The organism is Pseudomonas svalbardensis (assembly GCF_030053115.1).
Taxonomy (GTDB): Bacteria; Pseudomonadota; Gammaproteobacteria; order Pseudomonadales; family Pseudomonadaceae; genus Aquipseudomonas; species Aquipseudomonas svalbardensis.
On the sequence record NZ_CP125619.1, the window covers coordinates 1,044,275 to 1,062,009 of the forward strand.

Consider the following 17,735-nt stretch of genomic DNA (forward strand, 5'->3'; position numbering starts at 1 on the left):
CAAAACTATACCAGCGACGAGAGGCGTACACCTATTGTGGTAGCAGGCTTAGCGATTCTGCGTTGAGGGCTCGGCTGGCAGCGGCCGTTGCGGCGAGGTGTTCAGCCAACTGGCCAGCAGGCGGGTCGACAGCGGAATGAAGAAGTAGACCATCAGCGGGGTCAGGCACAAGGTGCTGATGAGCGCCCGGCTCAGTAGACCCATGTCGCTCAGCAACGGCCCGAGGACAAAGTTGAACAGCAGGGAAACCGGAAAGAATGCCAACCAGATCGCCACGGCCTGTTTCCAGCGTGGTGGGCGCTGGCCGGACGCGCCGAACCAGCCTTCGATGCCGCTGACCCGATGTTCTGTTGGATGGGCAAACAGATCGCTGCCGCGGGCCAGCCATGCGGTACGCGAAGCTGAATGCTCCCAGGCGTGCATGGTTTGCTCGTTGGCAAAGCGAAAAATAATCTGGAATTCGTTATCGCCGGGCGGCGGAGCGAGCACGCCAGAGCCGAGATAACCGGGAAAATCGGTGGCCAGTTGTTCGCCTTCGCGTAACCAGGCGATCAGGTCCTGATAGCGCCCATCGGCGACGCGGCGCGCAACCATCAGCGTGACGGGTGAGGTAGACATTGTGCATCTCCGTATAACAATCGCGTCGCTCCGGGTAGGAGTTTCGCCAGGCGCAGCGCCGGGGTGGTGGGCTGCGTCTTGGAACAAGCAAGGACTATTCCTGATTCTGCCTGGAACGTCAGTGGTATTCGTCGCCATCAACGTCTTGTAGGGTGTGGGGGCAGGGGAGGTAGAATGGGATCCAATTTATACATGGACATAGAATTATAAAATGCCTGTCCTGACTGACGTTGTCCCTGGATTGCAGCCCGGTCTTCCTCTCGAGCAGGAGGAACTGTTTCCGATACGCGAAGTGGCGCGCCTGACCGGGGTCAACCCGGTCACGCTACGTGCATGGGAACGCCGCTATGGGCTGATACAGCCCGCGCGCACCGAAAGTGGGCACAGACTGTATTCGATGACCGATATCGATCGTGTTCGCAGCATCCTTGGCTGGATCGAACGCGGCGTTGCTGTCAGTAAAGTCGGCAAGATCCTGGCCAGGATTGCACCGCTTCAGGCCCTGTCGCACATCATCCCGAATGAACTCGTACACGCTGACTACACGCAGTGGCAGCAACAAATTCAGGTGGCGATGAATGCCTTTGACGAGGTTCAACTGGAGCAGGTCTATGGACAGATCTTTTCCAGTTATCCCCTGACTGTCGTGTTTCAGGACATTCTGCTTCCACTCTGGAAGCAATTGCTGCAGCGCCATGAAGCGTTCGGTCAGGCCAGCGAGTGGCTTTTCCTGGATGGTTTTCTGCGCTCTCGAGTGTTGCAACGCCTGCTGCTGGTGCGTGTCCTGCAGCCGCGACGGGTGATTGTCTGCGCCCTGAACGATCAGTGTCGTGAACTCGAAGTGCTGGTAACGGCGCTGTTTCTGAGCAGTATCGATTCGGCTATTCAAGTGTTGGCTATCGGTCAGCCATTCGACGAATTGACTCTGGTCTGCGAGCGGATCAAGCCCCAGGCGCTGGTGCTGTTCTCCAATCACGCGCCTGCGCCCGAGTTGCCACGGCGATTGAAGCGCCTGGCCTTGAGCCTGGATTGTCAGTTGATGCTGGCGGGGGATGCGTCCGATCTGGTGCAGGAAAGCCTGGCTGGATCGTCGATTGGATGTCTGGGTAACGAAGGATTGGTCATGCGTCAGCGTTTGAAACAGTTCCTGACAGGCAACCTGGACACTTGAATCAGAGATGCATGGCCGGATGCGTCAGCCGATGCTGTTGAAGGATGTACTGGCGCATACGCTCGGTTTCGTCCTTGTCACCCTGATTCAACTGATAGGCAAAGAAGCCGTTCTTGGTTTCTTTCTCGAAGGTGCCGCGCAATGCGATGCGCTCGTAGCCAGACGGGCTGAACCACAAGGCGAAATGTTTGGGCGGTTTGGTCTTGTTGCGAACTTCCAGCAAGACCCCTTTGAACGATACTTCGTGCACCCACATCGTACCGGGCTGGCCATTGGCATTCTCCAGCGCTACCGGTTCTTCGAGTACCAGGCGCCATGGCCGGACCATCGGTCCGTCTTCATAGATGCTGGGGACGCCGAGGCGTAAATGCAGCGCATGAAACTCGTCTTCCACCAGGTGCAGCGGGAAGGTCATTTGCTGATTTTCGAAGTTGGCCTGGATGGTGACTTGCTCATGAGCGGCAAGGCGCGTGAGCAGGTCACGAATCTGTGAACCACCGTTGACGAGCAGGCTCGACGTCGCATCCCGCACATTGAGTTGCGGGTTGTGTTGCATTGTCTGGATAAAATCCAGCTCATCCTGGGTCAGGAGTGCGTCGCGTTGCATGATCTGCTCGACAAAAAATTTACAAAGTCACCGGTGATTGTAGTTAATGACATTCAATTCTTCGTTTTGTTTTCGCCGTTCGTCGTTTTTAGTGCGGCAAGCTCGGCCTGGACCTCGGCCAATTGCGCCTCCAACTGCGCGACTCGCTGCTGCGCCTTGACCTGAAGGGTGACGTCTTTCTGCACACCGATGAAATAAGTCTGTCCGTCATCCGGGTTCTTCACCGTCGAAAGGGACAGCTCGTTCCAGAACTGCGTGCCGTCCTTGCGGTAATTCCTGAGGATTTCCCGGCAAGCCCGGCCACTGCTCAAGGCCTCGCGAATCAACGGGAGAGCTTCCTGGTCGCGGTCCCCGGACTGAAGAAAACGGCAATCCTGGTAGAGAATTTCCTCGCTGGTGTAACCCGTCAGGCGTTCGAATGCCGGGTTGACGTAAATCAGGATGTTGTCCTGCTCGCCTTCCTTTTCGGCAATCACGATGCCGTCGTTGGAAGCGTTGATCACCATTTGCAGCAGTTGGGCGTTAATCATCGGAGAGTCCTTTCCAATTTGATGGTGGGATGCATTCTAAAAGAACACTGAGAACTTTCTACTGGCCACCAGCGTTAATTGAGAGTCAATCGCAGCTTTTTTGCCACGGCTGTTAATATCCCCCGTCTTTTTACTCAGCTTCAGGATCAGATTGATGAAAGTCGCCATCCTTTCCGGCTCGGTGTACGGCACGGCTGAAGAAGTCGCCCGCCACGCCGCAAATATTTTAAAAGCTGCGGGTTTCGAAACCTGGCACAACCCGCGTGCAAGCCTCGCCGATGTTCAGGCCTTTGGTCCCGAAGCCTTCCTGGCGGTGACCTCGACCACCGGCATGGGCGAGTTGCCTGACAACCTGCAACCGCTGTATTTCGCAATTCGCGATCAGTTGCCTGCTGCCTGGCGTGGCTTGCCGGGCGCCGTGATTGGCCTGGGCGATGCGAGCTACGGCGATACGTTCTGCGGTGGCGGCGAGTTGATGCGCGAATTGTTTGGCGAACTGGGCCTACGCGAAGTCCTGCCCATGCTGCGCCTGGACGCCAGCGAAAGCGTGACGCCGGAAACCGACGCCGAGCCTTGGCTGGCGGAGTTGGTCAGCGCTCTGCGGGGCTGACCGGACGCTCGCGCAGCAAGGCGAGCCAGGCTTGCGCGGCCTTTGACAGGTACGCGCCCTGACGCCAGATGAAGGCGATGTCCCAACGCAGATAGCTCGGCGCGTTCAAGGTCAGACGCACCACGCCTGGCCGCACCAGCCCGCGAGCCACCACGCGGGGCAACAACACCACACCTTGGCCGGCGGCCACTAGCGCCGCGAGAAAATCCGCCTGGCCGCTGCGGCCGCTTTCCTTGGGCGTAAATCCCAGCTGCTTGCAGGCTTGTAGCAAACGGTCGTTGAGCACGAAGCTGCGCTGATACAGCAGGAATGGCGTGTCGGCCAATTCCTCAAGCCCAATCTCAGTCTTCGACGCCAGCGAATGATCGGCCGGCAGCAGGGCGTCCAGCGGTTCATCGCAGAAAGGCTGGAAGGCGAACTGCGGGTCCTTCGTCAACAGACTGCCACCCAGTTCCAGCTCTCCACTCAAAACAGCCTGTTCGATGTTCAGGCTGCCGCCCTCAAGCAATTGAATGCTGATGTTGGGGTAGCGTCGCCGGTATTCAGCGAACAGTCCGGCGAACAGCGCGTCACTGCCCAGTAGCGGCAAACCCAGACGCAATTCCCCGCGGGCCAGTTGGCTCAAGTCATCCAGCTCACTGAGCAGTTCGTTGCGCAACCGCAACATGCCTTCGGCCCGTTGCAGAACCACGCTGCCGGCGGCGGTCAGACGCAGCTGTGAACCCAGTCGTTCGAGCAGTGGTGTACCGAGGCTCTGCTCCAATTGGGCGACCTGCTTGCTCACCGCCGATTGACTGATGTGCAAGGTCTTGGCGGCCTGAGTAAAACCACCCTGATGCATGACCTCGACGAAGCTGCGTAGCTGTTTGAATTCCATCTGCCTGATTCCATTTTGGAATGACTGCGAGTCTAACAATTCGCTTCGGCTATGGCAGCCCGCTCCGTAAAATGAGCACCTGGGAGGACCGAAGACATGAACGCATCAACCTTAAAAAGCTTGGCTCGACTGGCGACCGAATTAGCCGTGCTACTGGCCATCTATCTGCTCGGCTGCCAGATGGCCGTGTGGTTTGCCTGGCCGATTCCCGGTGGTGTCATCGGCATGGTGCTGTTGCTGCTGGCGTTCGCTTTGGGAGTGGTCAAACCGGCAGCGCTGCAAATGGGCGCCGGCCTGTTGATGGCCGAGATGCTGTTGTTCTTCATTCCGGCGCTCATGAGCCTGCTCGATTACGGCGGTCTGCTGCGCAGCGACGGTTGGCGAATTTTGCTGGTGATCGGCGTCAGCACGCTGATGGTGATGCTGGTGACCGCATTTACCGTGGAACTGGTGGTGCGGTTGAGGAGGTCTCGTGAAGCTTGAGCTGATGCCGATGTTCTGGCTGGCCTTCACGCTGCTGGCCTATTTGTTCAGCCGTTGGATCTACCGACGCTCTGGGCACTATGTGCTGTCGCCACTGATTCTGGTCCCAGCTCTTTTGTTGGCTCTCGCCGTGCCGCTGCACACCGCGTATGCCGAATATTCGAGCAACACCCATTGGCTGATGTTGGTGCTGGGGCCGGTTACCGTCGCTTTTGCAGTACCGATCTGGCAGCAGCGGCAGATGCTGATGCGGCATTGGTCGGCGTTGTTGCTTGGGATGCTGGCGGGCAGCGTGGCGTCCATCGGCAGTTCGTTCGGGCTAGCCAAGGCGCTGGCGCTGGACAGTTCGGTGACGATGTCGCTGGTGCCACGTTCGATCACCACGCCTTTTGCCATGCCGCTGGCCCAGGACCTCGGCGGCGTACCGGAACTGACGGCGGTGTTTGTGATGTTCACCGGGGTGTTCGGGGCGATGCTCGGCGGCATTCTGCTCAAGTGGTTGCCCCTGCACAGCGCCTTGGCTCGAGGGGCCTTGTATGGCGTCGGCGCGCACGGTGCCGGGGTCAGTCGGGCGCATGAAGTGGGGGGTGAAGAGGGCTCGGTGGCGGGGTTAGTCATGGTTCTGACGGGGTTGCTGAACCTGTTCGCCGCACCATTGTTGGCGGCAGTACTTTGACATGGATCCACGTTCGTTGGCGCACTGACTCGCTAGGCCATCAAGCTGGCTGCCAATGCAACTACACGATCCCCGGGGCGTGACTAGACTGTTGTAACGTCGGTAAACAATAGAAACCCCAAGAATAAAAATCAGAGGTTCCTTGCCGTGAACGTAGCCCCCGTCCAATCGCCACACAGTGTCAAAGATCAGGTCAGCGCCGCTGAGTGGCAGACCCGCGTCGATCTTGCCGCCTGCTATCGTCTGGTCGCCCTGCATGGCTGGGATGACCTGATTTTTACCCACATCTCGGCCAAGGTCCCCGGTACCGAAGACTTTCTGATCAACCCGTTCGGGCTGATGTTCCATGAGATTACCGCGTCCAGCCTGGTCAAGGTCGATCAGGCCGGCAACAAGCTGATGGACAGCCCTTACGAGATCAATCCGGCGGGTTACACCATCCATAGTGCGGTGCACGAGGTTCGTCACGATGTCGTCTGCGTGCTGCATACCCATACGGCGGCGGGTGTCGCGGTGTCGGCGCAGAAACAAGGCATTTTGCCGATCAGCCAACAATCATTGTTTGTCTTGTCCAGCCTGGCTTATCACGCCTACGAAGGTGTTGCGCTTAACCATGAAGAGAAGGCGCGACTGCAAGCCGACCTCGGCGAAAACAATTTCCTGATGCTGCACAACCACGGTCTGCTGACCTGCGGCGCGACCATCGCCGACACGTTCCTGATGATGTTTACCTTCCAGCGCGCCTGCGATATCCAGGTGCTCGCGCAGAACGGTGGCGCCGAGTTAATCGCCATCGAACCGCAGATTCTGGCAGGCGCCAAGGCAATGATCGCCGGCGTCACCAAAAGTGCTCAAGGGATGGGCGGCGCACTGGCCTGGCCAGCGCTGCTGCGCAAACTCGATAAACAAGACGCGGGTTATAAACTCTAATGGCACTCGCCGAGATCCCCCTGTGTGTCTGGCGCAAACGCGGCCAGACGTTCGTATTCCGTGGCCAGACCATCCGTTACTGGACGGCCGGGCAGGGTGAACCACTGTTGCTCATTCACGGCTTCCCGACCGCCAGTTGGGACTGGCACTTCCTGTGGCAGCCGCTGACCCAGCGCTATCGGGTGATTGCCTGCGACATGCTCGGCTTTGGCGACTCCGCCAAACCGGTGAATCACGAATACAGCCTGCTGGAGCAGACCGATCTGCAACAGGCCTTGCTGGCACACCTGGGAGTCGAGCAGCCGGTGCACCTGTTGGCCCACGATTATGGCGACAGCGTGGCCCAGGAACTGTTGGCCCGGCATTACGAAGCACGCATCCATATCGCCAGTTGTGTGTTCCTTAATGGCGGCCTCTTTCCCGAAACCCATCGCCCGATACTGATGCAAAAACTTCTGCTCAGCCCCTTGGGCTGGATGATCGGGCGAGCCTTTTCCCGTGACGGTCTGGTGAAGAGTTTCCGGCAGATTTTCGGTCCGCAAAGTCGCCCCACAGAGAGCGAGATGGATGATTTCTGGAGCTTGATCGAGAGCAATCAAGGGCCACGGATCATGCACAAATTGATCGCCTACATCCCTGAGCGGCGTGCCCAGCGCGAGCGTTGGGTCAGCGCGATGCAGCGTGGTGAAGTGCCGTTGCGGGTGATCGATGGTGAGGTCGATCCGATCTCGGGCGCGCACATGGTCGAGCGCTATCGGGAACTGATCCCGAACCCGGACACGGTCTTGTTGCCCGGCATTGGCCACTACCCGCAAACCGAGGCGCCGGGGCAGGTGCTCAAGCACTATCTGGAGTTTCGCGATCAGTTGGTTTCACCGCCGCGCAAGGTCGCCTGTTCCTGATTATCCCCCTGCCTTATTGCGCACCATTCAGCCTCACCCCAGTTCATTGTGACCCGCATCGCCGTGCCTGACACTCGGACTCATTGTCCCCTGGCCTGCTGGAGTCCCCCCAATGAATGAGTCTGTGCGCTTCGAAGATAAAGTCGTGATCATCACGGGTGCAGGCGGCGGCCTGGGCCGGGCCCACGCGCTGCTGTTCGCCAAACAGGGCGCCAAAGTGCTGGTCAACGATCTCGGTGGCTCGGCTCAGGGCGAAGGCGCAAACGCTTCGGCAGCCGATCGGGTAGTGGCCGAAATTCGCGAGGCCGGAGGCATCGCCGAGGCCAACCATGACTCCGTCACCGACGGCGACAAAATCGTTCAGAACGCCTTGGACACCTTCGGCCGTGTCGATGTAGTGGTCAACAACGCCGGGATCCTGCGCGACAAAACCTTCCACAAAATGGAAGACGGCGATTGGGACCTGGTTTACCGCGTCCACGTCGAAGGCGCCTACAAAGTCACCCGCGCCGCCTGGCCGTACCTGCGCGAGCAAAACTACGGCCGCATCATCTTCACCGCTTCGACCTCGGGCATTTACGGCAACTTCGGCCAGTCCAACTACGGCATGGCCAAACTCGGACTTTACGGCCTGACCCGCACCCTGGCCATCGAAGGCCGCAAGAACAACATCCTGGTCAACGCCATCGCCCCCACCGGCGGCACCCGCATGACCGAAGGCCTGATCCCGCCGCAAGTCTTCGAACAACTCAAACCGGAACTGGTCAGCCCGTTGGTGGTGTACCTCGCCAGCGAGAACTGCCAGGAAACCTCCGGGCTGTTTGAAGTCGGTGGCGGCTGGATGGGCAAGGTGCGCTGGGAACGAAGCCTCGGCGCGGGGTTTGATCCTCGGGTTGGTTTCTCCCCCGAAGATGTGGCAGCGCATTGGGAGCAGATTTGTGATTTCGAAGGCGCGGTGCATCCGCAGGACAACCTTGAAGCGTTGAAGGAAATGATGGCGAATTTGCAGAAATATTCGATTTAAGCCTTGTGCCATGAGTCGCAGGGACGCGGCTTGGGACCAGTGGAGTTTCAGACATGCGTTTTGTATGTGACGAACTCAGTCGGATAGTCGCCTATAAAAATAGCCGCTGAAAATGCAGCGGCTGAAGTCGGGTTTGCACTTGGTTTGAATAGTCATCGCGTTTATTTATTATTCGGTTTTGAAACCCGGTTTTCCGTTTTCAGCTCGCCAGGCTTTTACTTTTTTAATGATGGCTTCGGGGGTGGAGTCTTCGTCTGAGTCTGCGTAGTAAATTAAGTCAGAACCGTCTGGATGCTCCGTCAGCTCCTCAAACAAAAGTACTGCAGCTATTTGTTCTTTTTCAGTCGGGTATTCCGATCTGCAGATCTCAGTTAAAAATTCAAGAAATTCTTCTTCGGTGTAATCGGAAATGTTGCTCATGTCAGTTTCCTCCTTTGTGTAGTTCGGAGTGTCGTTTGGGAGTGACAATTCGGATGTTTTCGATATCGTAGATCTCGCCGCCTCTAGAAACACGGTTCACATGGTGTAACTCAAATTTTACTTTGCCACCTGACCTGTCGTCTTTTCGCGAAAAAGGGGCTCTTCCGTTTTTCATTTCTTGAATATTGTTGGCAGTAAACTGTTTGGATAACTCAGAGTCGGCAATTGCAGCTCTCCAGAGAGCCTCTCTAAAAGCCCTGAAACTCGAAAAATTTTGTCCTCGAAGTTTATCCGCAATCTGATTGGGAATCACCGCTCCATTATCCTGCGAGGCTGATCCCAGCCAAATACCCAATACTGGCTCTCCATACCCACTAGCCACTCCGGGATCATCCCGCCGATCCCTGAACATCGTGTAGATCGGAGGAATACCCGATTCAGCCGGAAAGACATTGATGAAACCACCAAAGCTGTAGAGATCCAGTTCCGGATATTCATCAAGTCTTCCTTCCAAAGGGGCCGGAGTAGTGCCGTTGTAAATGAAAATCCTCGACTCGCGAGCCGGAGACGTTGTTGATGCGTTTTTTTGCTCAACAATCGGCGTCCAGGTCATGCCGATAGAAGGTGCATCTGGGCTGTAGGACCTGTAAATATTCTGGCCTGGATCGAGAGTTGCGAGCCGCACCAATACCTTGGAAGGCACCGTCGTTCCGTTTGTGGCGGCGACAACAAACTCTATGGTGTCATCCACAGTTCTCGAGCCGATGGATACCGGCAATTCGATTTCCCCACTGGCCTCGGCGATGGCGTACAAGTCATCGAGATCGTCGGGAGTGAGATCCGAGAGCGGGACGCTCAAAGCGTAGAGCTCGCTGTTACTAAGTGGCGAGGGGAACAGGAGCGCCGCAAATCCGCCAATTACCACACCGGTAGACGTGGTAAATGCTGCAATAACTGCTGCTACTGCCAATCGCAGTGCATCCTTGATTGCCAAAGCGTTATTCGCAGTTGTAAAGATGCTTCCTGTTGCTACGGTAAATACCGGAACTACCGAAGCCGCTGAACCCGATACGGGGAACAGGCGATTGGCTTGGTCGGTATCTAACGACTCCGACCAGGAGCCAAGATATTTCAATCGTACATCCTGTTCTGCACGGCTTTTGGCAGCAGCTTCCTCTGCTGCTCTCTTCTTTTGCGCTTTGCGGGCCTCTTCAGCGGCAACGCGTTGTGCTTCTTGTTCTGCCGCCAATCGCGCCTGTTCGGCGGCAACGCGTTGTGCTTTATGTTCCGCTGCCAACCGGGCCTCTTCAGCGGCTACGCGTTTTGTTTCTTGCTCCTTCGCCAGTCGCTCCTGTTCAGCAGCTACCCGTCGAGCTTCCTGATCAGATGCTTGCTGCCTTTGGTCTTGCGCATGCGCAGCGGCAAGAAGGTTCTGCACATGGACTTGTTTGTTATTTAAAAGCTGAATTTGCTCTGTCAGTAGTTTTGCAGAGTAAGCAGCTTTGTAGGAGTTAGCCCATGTTTTATAAGCTGTTCCATAAGGCTGTACAGTTTTCTCCAGAGTTTCTACCTTGGCGATATAGTCTTTTACTGTCGCATTGAGAGGGTTGTGCCCGTAGAACGCGTTGGCGATCCCTGTTTGTACATGCAGTTCAACTGTTTTCTGCTGAATTGAAATATTACTGATGTTTAGTTCGTGTTGGTATGCCTGTGTCTGTGTAGATGTTGTAGCGGGGTATTGGGTTTTAAAATATGCGAATTCGACCTCCGTTGCTCTTGGCAAGTCCTGGGATTTCACCGCGTAGTCATTTTGTGCTGACTTCTCCGTAGCAGCGACGTTCCTCAGAGTTTGACCTCTTAAATGTTCCTTGTATGTAATGCCAGGGCCTATTCCCCCTGGACGTGTCGGCGGAACGCTGAACCCACCGCCATTTGGGTGCTTTCCAGGTTTCGGTTGTTTTCCAACATAAGTTGTTGGTAATTCAATGGTAGTGCTTTGTCCAACAATACTAGTTGCCGGTAATTCGTGTGGGGGGCCGTGTTTTCCTGACATTTTGGATCTTCCATGAACGTAATTAATCGGTGGTGTTGAACAAGCTTACGTCAGGGCGGGTGAGGCTGGGTCCGAGAAGGTTGTAGGTGGTTTCTATTTGGAATGTGCGCAGTTTTGTGCTGTTTTTGTGAATATAAAGATTAGTCCTTAATTTATGTAAGAACATTCTCTAGTTGTCGAGCAGTACTTGCTCTAACGAGGGGAATTCAGCAATGGGACAAAACTCGTCCATAAAAAAGGCCGCTGCAAACGCAGCGGCCAAAGTAAGACGATTGATCAAGGAGCAATAAATCAACGTCAGTGAACACAGGGCGATGAACCGAAAATCTTCAATTCATCTGAAATCTGTCGCTAACGGCGTGGACTAGCCACCGCCATTGCTTCGTGCTTTCCGGCCGTTTGCCGTGAAAGCCCGGCAAGAATAAGGCCTTGAGCCAAAAGGAAAAACAGCGATTCATGACATGCACTGTTGCAGTATCGGCAACAGTTCCGCTCCTCATGGGGGATCTCATTCCTGTAGCAGCTGCCGAAGGCTGCGTTCGGCTGCGCAGCAGTCGTAAACCCTGCCTGCACGGTCATCCTGAAATACCGAGGTGGTTGATTAAACGACTGCTGCGCAGCCGAACGCAGCCTTCGGCAGCTGCTACAGGTTTGCGTTCACAACGCCCTATGCACCTGACTGATAACCCCCCATCCAGCCCATCCATAACCCGCGCAAATCCCCGTTCCATGTGGGCATTCATCCTTAGGAGGTACATCGCGAATACCTCCTTGGTGCGCTTATCGCTCCCAACGTGCGGCAGTAGGGTGTGGCCTTCTGTCACTCACCGGGGAAGACGCATGACAAAAACAACAATGCGCGCCATCTTCAAACCGCAGGCGCTGGCCGCCGCGGTGGCCTTGGGTTGCTGTGCCCAGGCGCAGGCTGTTTCATTCAACATCGGGGAAATCGAGGGGACCTTTGACTCTTCGCTATCCGTCGGCGCGAGCTGGGGCATGCGCGATGCCGACAAATCCCTGGTGGGCGTCGTCAATGGCGGGACCGGCCAGTCTTCGACCGGGGATGACGGGCGGCTGAACTTCAAGAAGGGCGAAACCTTCTCCAAGATCTTCAAGGGTATTCATGACCTTGAATTGAAGTACGGCGACACCGGGGTGTTCGTGCGTGGCAAGTACTGGTATGACTTCGAACTCAAGGACGAGGATCGTGAGTTCAAGCCGATCAGTGACAGCGGTCGTAAAGAAGGCGCCAAGTCCTCCGGGGCGCAGCTGCTCGACGCCTTCGTCTATCACAACTATTCCATCGCCGATCTGCCGGGCACTGTGCGCGCCGGTAAGCAGGTGGTGAGTTGGGGTGAAAGTACCTTCATCGGCAACTCGATCAACAGCATCAACCCGATCGACGTTTCAGCGTTCCGTCGTCCTGGCGCCGAAATCAAGGAAGGCCTGATTCCGGTGAACATGCTGTTCGCCTCGCAAAGCCTGACTGACCAACTCTCGGTGGAAGGTTTCTATCAACTGGAGTGGGACCAGACCGTTCTCGATAACTGCGGCACCTTCTTCGGTGTCGATGTGGCGGCAGACGGCTGCAACAAGAATTACACGGTTGCCAGCCCGGCGATCGCACCGTTGCAACCGATCGCTGCAGCGTTTGGCCAAGGCTTCGAGGTCAGTCAGGAAGGTGTGATCGTACCGCGTGGCGGTGACCGCGACGCCCGCGACTCCGGGCAGTGGGGGACGGCGCTGCGCTGGCTCGGCGACGACACCGAGTACGGTTTGTACTTCATGAACTATCACAGCCGTAGCCCGACGGTCGGCACCACCACTGCCGGCCTGACAACGCTGGCACGGATCCCGGCCATTGTCGGTGCCGCCAACAGAATCGCGCCCGGTACCGGGTCTGCACTGGCTCAGAGTGTGATGCTCGGACGCGGCCAGTATTACCTTGAGTACCCGGAAGACATTCGTCTCTACGGCGCGAGCTTTTCCACCACCTTGCCTACCGGCACGGCGTGGACTGGTGAGATCAGCTATCGCCCCAACGCTCCGGTACAAGTCAACACCAACGACCTGACTCTGGCCTTGCTCAACCCGATCGCAGGCGGCGCGGCATCGCCTATCGCCACCACGCCAGGTGCCGACAACAAAGGTTACCGCCGCAAGGAAGTGACGCAGATCCAGAGCACCCTGACCCACTTCGTCGACCAAGTGCTGGGTGCCCAGCGGCTGACCCTGGTCGGCGAGGCGGCGGTGGTGCGAGTCGGTGGTCTGGAATCGCGAACCAAACTGCGTTACGGCCGTGACTCGGTCTATGGCCAGTACGGTTTTGGCGGCGATACCGACGGTTTTGTCACCTCGACCTCCTGGGGCTACCGCGCCCGCGCGATCCTCGACTACAACAACGTCATCGCCGGGATCAACCTCAAGCCCAACCTGTCCTGGTCCCACGACGTCGCCGGCTACGGCCCCAACGGGCTGTTCAACGAAGGCGCCAAGGCGGTCAGCGTCGGCGTCGATGCCGACTACCGCAACACCTATACCGCGAGCCTCAGTTACACCGATTTCTTCGGTGGTGACTACAACGTCCTGGAAGACCGCGACTTCCTGGCGCTGAGCTTCGGCGTGAACTTCTGATCTGGCTGAGAAGGATGATTTTAATGCGCAAGATGATTCTGCAATGCGGCGCCCTGGCCTTGAGTCTGCTGGCTGCCAACGTGATGGCGGCGGTGTCGCCGGAAGAAGCGAACAAACTCGGCACCAGCCTCACGCCGTTGGGCGCCGAGAAGGCCGGCAATGCCGATGGCTCGATCCCGGCCTGGACCGGTGGCATCCCGAAAAACGCGGCGCGGTGGACAGTAAAGGTTTCCTGGCTGACCCGTTTGCCAATGAAAAGCCGCTGTTTACCATCACCGCGGCGACGGTCGACAAATACAAGGACAAGCTCTCCGATGGCCAGATAGCGATGTTCAAGCGCTACCCCGAGACCTACAAGATCCCGGTTTATCCAACCCACCGTACCGTGGCCGTACCAGCGGACATCGATGAGTCGGCCAAGCGCAGCGCCTTGAACGTGACGCCGATCAACGACGGTAACGGTCTGGCCAATTTCACCGGCAACCGCTATTACGCCTTTCCTATTCCGAAGAACGGTGTCGAGGTGATCTGGAACCATATCACCCGTTATCACGGCGGGAACCTGCGTCGCACCATCACCCAGGCAACGCCTCAGTCCAATGGTGATTTCACCGTCATCCGATTCAAGGACGAGGTTGCGGTACCTTCGTTGCTCGGTGATTTTAAACCGGGCAGCGATGAAAACGTCCTCAGCTATTTCAAGCAGGAAGTCACCGCGCCTGCGCGCCTGGCGGGTAACGTGTTGCTGGTTCACGAGACCCTCGATCAGGTCAAGGAACCGCGCAAGGCCTGGATTTACAACGCGGGCCAGCGACGTGTGCGCCGTGCGCCTCAAGTGGCCTATGACGGCGTGGGGACCTCGTCCGACGGGCTGCGCACCACCGACAACTTCGACATGTTTTCCGGCGCACCGGATCGCTACGACTGGAAGCTGGTCGGCAAGAAAGAAATGTACATCCCTTACAACAGCTACAAGCTCGACTCGCCCAGCCTCAAGTACACCGATGTGATCAAGGCCGGGCATATCAATCAGGATCTGACCCGCTATGAGTTGCACCGGGTCTGGGAGATCGTGGCCACGGTCAAGCCGAACGAGCGGCACGTGTATGCCAAGCGTCACATGTACATCGACGAAGACAGCTGGCAGGTGGCGCTGGCCGATCACTACGACGGTCGCGGTCAGCTGTGGCGCGTCGCAGAAGGTCACGCTCAGTTCTACTACGATCACCAGGTTCCGGCCTATACGGTCGAAGCCCTGTATGACCTCATTGCCGGTCGCTACATTGCGTTGGGGATGAAGAACGAGGAAAAGCGCAGCTTCGAATTCAACATTGATGCCAAAGCAGGGGACTACACGCCAGCAGCCTTGCGGAGTACAGGGGTGAGGTAATCAGTCCTACAGGCTCCTACACAAAAAGGTGACCTCATGGTCACCTTTTTTATAGGTGCCGATCAGTGTGTTGAATACTTCTTCAACAAGCTGCAAAGAGAGGGCTAGGGTGGCGCCACAACTATAAAAAGGCGCACCACTATGACCGCCATGACGCTGTGTCTGGATCGTCCTGGACACCTGCCCCGTCTGTCTTCACACCACCTGTCTCGCGACCGGTTGATCGAACCGTTACTGGCATCGACGGCGCGGGTGAAATTGCTCTGTGCGCCTGCCGGTAGTGGCAAGAGTGCGCTGCTCGCCGAGTGCCTGTTGCAGGCGCCCGCGCAGTGTCAGGTCTGTTGGTTGCCGTTGGTGGGAGAGCCGATCAATGTGGTCGATTTTCGGCAGCGGTTGGCTCAGGCGCTGGGGCTGAACTCGTCGGATGAGCCCGCGTTGCTGGAGTATCTGGCGCGGTCACAGACGGCGACCTGGCTGTTTCTCGATGACTATTGCCGCGTCCCGAACCCCGAGTTGGACCTGCTGCTGGATCGCATGCTAACGGTCAGCAGCCCGATGTTGACCTGGTGGTTGGGCGCCCGCCGTCGCCCGCAATGCAACTGGCCGCGCTTGCTGCTCGATGATGAGTTGTATGAGTGCGAGCGCGCCACGCTGGCGTTCAATCAAGCTGAAGTCGCCATGCTGTTGCACCACCTGCCACCCACGGATGCATACGCCGTCGCCGGCAAGATCATCCAGCACAGTGGCGGCTGGTGCGCCGGCGTACGGATTGCGCTGCTGCAAAAATGCGACTGGTCACACAACAACACGCTACATAGCCGAACGAACACCTTGCTCGATTATCTGGAGCATGAGTTGTTCATTACGCTGACGCCGGAGCTGACGGAAGCCTGGCGCGTACTCGCCCATTTACCGCGATTCAATGCAAGGCTGTGCGATCACCTGTTTGGCGCGGGTGAAGGTGCGCAATGTTTGAGGACGTTGCAAGAACTGGGTTGTTTTATCGAGCCTTGGCAGGGCTCGGCAGACTGGCTGCAGATTTTCCCCCCACTCACTCAGTTGATGCGCGATGAGCAATGGCCGGCGGGACGTTCCTGGCATCGTCGTGCCTGCCAGTGGTTTGCGGCCGAACTCGATTGGAAAGCTGCCTTCGAACAAGCGCTGCTGGCTGAAGAGTTCGAGGTCGCCGTCAGCCTGTTGCAGCACTTCAGTTTCGAGCATTTGTTCGAGGAGCAAACGGTAGTGCTGTTGTTGCGTTTGCATGAGCAGCAAGGCGAGGAACTGACGCTGGGCAGCCCACAATTGGTCGGATTGATTACAGCTGCGCTGTTATTCGCTGGACGTTTCGAACAGGCGACTGCCTGTATCGCTCATTTGGCGCATTTCACGCCTCAACCTTCGGCCGTGCTTCAGCGTCAACTGATTGCACGTTGGCAGGCCCTGCAGGGTTGGTTGCTGCATTTACAGGGACGAATGGAGGCTTCGCACGCGCACTTTCTTGACGCGTTGAGCGCGCTCGATCCCGAATGCTGGACGGCGCGCTTGATGTGTTTGTCCGGTCTGACGCAACAGGCGTTGTTAAGGGGCGAGCTCGACGTGGCGCAAGCCCACAACCGCGAGGCGCTGTGCCTGGCGCGGGCACGAGGTTCGCTGGTGTTCGAGGGCCTGATGGAACTCGATCATGCGCAGTTGCTGGAGCAGCGTGGCGCCCCCGGGCGCGCTGAAAGTCTGCTTGCCAATATTCATGAACTGCTCTGCCTGCAATCTGACCGCGTAGCGCCTTTACTGGGGAGAATTGCCTTGCGCCGTGGGCGACTGGCCTTGTGTCAGGGGCTGGATGAACGGGCAGCGGAGTTTTTTCAGGCCGGATTGGAGGACTGCGTCCGCAATCAAGACAAGCGTGCGTTGTACGGTTTTCTCGGACAGGCAGAACTGGCCGCCAATCAGGGCGACTACGCCCAAGCCTTCGTCCGCCTGCGCGATGCTGAGCGATTGATGCAGCAGCGGCAGATTCCGGACATGGTCTACCGCGGCGTTCTGCTGCAAGTCAGCAGCCAGCTCTGGTTGCAACAGGGGCGTCCCGAACTGGCCCGTGAGGCGTTGAGCCGGGTGCTCAAACATTATCGGGGGCCACAGGCCCGGCAGGCCCCCCCGGCGACACTGGAGTTGATTCCGCGGATTGAGTATTTGTTGATTCTGGCTGAGGTCAAACTGCAAGGGGTGGAGGATCCCTTGGCTCGGCTCTCAACCCTGTTTGAACACACGCAAGCGAACGGGATGGTCAGCCTGGAAGCCGAGCTTCTGCTGGCGATGGCCGAGGCGGCCTTCATGATGGGTGAACAGGAGAGTGCCCGGCAGTTTTTCGACATGGGCGAAGAGAAGGCGAGCCGTTGTAACTTGCAGCAGTTATTGGCGCAGTTGAATCGGCGTTGTCCCGGTCTCTTATCGGAACTGCAAATAGCTAATAACGAGCCATTTCCTGACAAAGGTATTAATGAGAGTCCACTGAGCCTGAGGGAGTTGGAAGTGCTCGAGTTGATTGCGTCAGGGAATTCGAACCGACAAATAGCCGATAAGTTGTTCATCTCATTGCATACCGTTAAAACACATGTCCGGCGGATTCATGGAAAGTTAGGGGTTGAGCGCAGGACGCATGCAGTGGCAAGGGCAAGAATGCTGGGTTTGTGCGGTTAATTGTTTTTTAATAATGTTGTGGATCTGTTTTGATGTCCTGGGTATTTAATGTTTTGCAAAGGGTTGTGGGTGTTTTTATTGGTTTTTATTGCGTTAAGTTAATTGCACTGGTTCAG

Annotated in this window: 15 protein-coding genes and 1 pseudogene; 10 read left to right on the forward strand and 6 right to left on the reverse strand. The window is 57.1% G+C overall.

The features are described 5' to 3' along the window. Positions 1-48 precede the first annotated feature (48 nt). Positions 49-618 carry an antibiotic biosynthesis monooxygenase gene (locus QFX16_RS04555; protein WP_283182987.1) on the reverse strand — a complete coding sequence of 190 codons (570 nt, stop codon included), beginning with the start codon at positions 616-618 and terminating at the stop codon, positions 49-51. Between the two features lie 211 nt (positions 619-829). Here QFX16_RS04555 and QFX16_RS04560 point away from each other — a divergent pair, with 211 nt between their 5' ends. Next, positions 830-1,789 carry a MerR family transcriptional regulator gene (locus QFX16_RS04560; RefSeq protein ID WP_283182988.1) on the forward strand — a complete coding sequence of 320 codons (960 nt, stop codon included), beginning with the start codon at positions 830-832 and terminating at the stop codon, positions 1,787-1,789. Between the two features lies 1 nt (position 1,790). On the opposite strand, the gene QFX16_RS04565 is transcribed toward QFX16_RS04560, so the two are convergent. After that, positions 1,791-2,396 carry a hypothetical protein gene (locus tag QFX16_RS04565; protein WP_283182989.1) on the reverse strand — a complete coding sequence of 202 codons (606 nt, stop codon included), beginning with the start codon at positions 2,394-2,396 and terminating at the stop codon, positions 1,791-1,793. A gap of 53 nt (positions 2,397-2,449) precedes the next feature. Next, the gene (locus QFX16_RS04570) at positions 2,450-2,926 is read right to left on the reverse strand and encodes a PAS domain-containing protein (protein ID WP_283182990.1); all 477 of its coding nucleotides are present in this window, start codon (positions 2,924-2,926) and stop codon (positions 2,450-2,452) included. A gap of 154 nt (positions 2,927-3,080) precedes the next feature. Here QFX16_RS04570 and QFX16_RS04575 point away from each other — a divergent pair, with 154 nt between their 5' ends. Beyond that, positions 3,081-3,536: a flavodoxin gene (locus QFX16_RS04575; protein WP_123365302.1), complete on the forward strand. Its 456-nt coding sequence runs from the start codon at positions 3,081-3,083 to the stop codon at positions 3,534-3,536. On the opposite strand, the gene QFX16_RS04580 is transcribed toward QFX16_RS04575, so the two are convergent. Beyond that, positions 3,517-4,413, reverse strand: a complete 897-nt coding sequence (locus QFX16_RS04580) for a LysR family transcriptional regulator (protein WP_283182991.1) — start codon at positions 4,411-4,413, stop codon at positions 3,517-3,519. The genes QFX16_RS04575 and QFX16_RS04580 overlap by 20 nt on opposite strands. Before the next feature lie 96 nt (positions 4,414-4,509). On the opposite strand from QFX16_RS04580, the gene QFX16_RS04585 reads away from it, so the two are divergent. From QFX16_RS04585 to QFX16_RS04605, 5 genes are all read left to right on the forward strand, one after another. Continuing rightward, positions 4,510-4,896: a CidA/LrgA family protein gene (locus tag QFX16_RS04585; RefSeq protein WP_033057893.1), complete on the forward strand. Its 387-nt coding sequence runs from the start codon at positions 4,510-4,512 to the stop codon at positions 4,894-4,896. Continuing rightward, the gene (locus QFX16_RS04590) at positions 4,886-5,572 is read left to right on the forward strand and encodes an LrgB family protein (protein WP_283182992.1); all 687 of its coding nucleotides are present in this window, start codon (positions 4,886-4,888) and stop codon (positions 5,570-5,572) included. Before QFX16_RS04585 ends, QFX16_RS04590 begins: the two co-directional genes overlap by 11 nt. Positions 5,573-5,719: 147 nt before the next feature. Beyond that, positions 5,720-6,502, forward strand: coding sequence for a class II aldolase/adducin family protein (locus tag QFX16_RS04595; RefSeq protein ID WP_283182993.1), 783 nt, complete (start codon positions 5,720-5,722; stop codon positions 6,500-6,502). Continuing rightward, positions 6,502-7,404 (forward strand): alpha/beta fold hydrolase, encoded by a 903-nt coding sequence (locus QFX16_RS04600; protein WP_283182994.1) that lies wholly within the window; start codon positions 6,502-6,504, stop codon positions 7,402-7,404. The genes QFX16_RS04595 and QFX16_RS04600 overlap by 1 nt, the downstream gene beginning before the upstream one ends. Positions 7,405-7,516: 112 nt before the next feature. Continuing rightward, positions 7,517-8,428 (forward strand): SDR family oxidoreductase, encoded by a 912-nt coding sequence (locus QFX16_RS04605; RefSeq protein WP_283182995.1) that lies wholly within the window; start codon positions 7,517-7,519, stop codon positions 8,426-8,428. Between the two features lie 168 nt (positions 8,429-8,596). Here the strand turns inward: QFX16_RS04605 and QFX16_RS04610 are convergent, their stop codons facing one another. Together QFX16_RS04610 and QFX16_RS04615 are read right to left on the reverse strand one after the other, a co-directional pair. Then, positions 8,597-8,848: a bacteriocin immunity protein gene (locus QFX16_RS04610; RefSeq protein WP_283182996.1), complete on the reverse strand. Its 252-nt coding sequence runs from the start codon at positions 8,846-8,848 to the stop codon at positions 8,597-8,599. Between the two features lies 1 nt (position 8,849). Then, positions 8,850-10,901, reverse strand: a complete 2,052-nt coding sequence (locus tag QFX16_RS04615; RefSeq protein ID WP_283182997.1) for a pyocin-S2/colicin E7-DNase domain-containing protein — start codon at positions 10,899-10,901, stop codon at positions 8,850-8,852. An 840-nt stretch (positions 10,902-11,741) separates the two neighbouring features. Between QFX16_RS04615 and QFX16_RS04620 the strand changes: the two genes are divergently transcribed. The 3 genes and pseudogenes from QFX16_RS04620 (at position 11,742) to QFX16_RS04630 (ending at position 17,619) form a co-directional block, all read left to right on the forward strand. Beyond that, complete coding sequence (locus QFX16_RS04620) at positions 11,742-13,535, forward strand: DUF1302 domain-containing protein (protein WP_283182998.1); 1,794 nt, start codon at positions 11,742-11,744, stop codon at positions 13,533-13,535. Positions 13,536-13,558: 23 nt separating this feature from the next. Next, positions 13,559-14,925, forward strand: a pseudogene (locus QFX16_RS04625) (DUF1329 domain-containing protein). Positions 14,926-15,066: 141 nt separating this feature from the next. After that, positions 15,067-17,619: a LuxR C-terminal-related transcriptional regulator gene (locus QFX16_RS04630; protein ID WP_283182999.1), complete on the forward strand. Its 2,553-nt coding sequence runs from the start codon at positions 15,067-15,069 to the stop codon at positions 17,617-17,619. Positions 17,620-17,735: the final 116 nt, after the last annotated feature.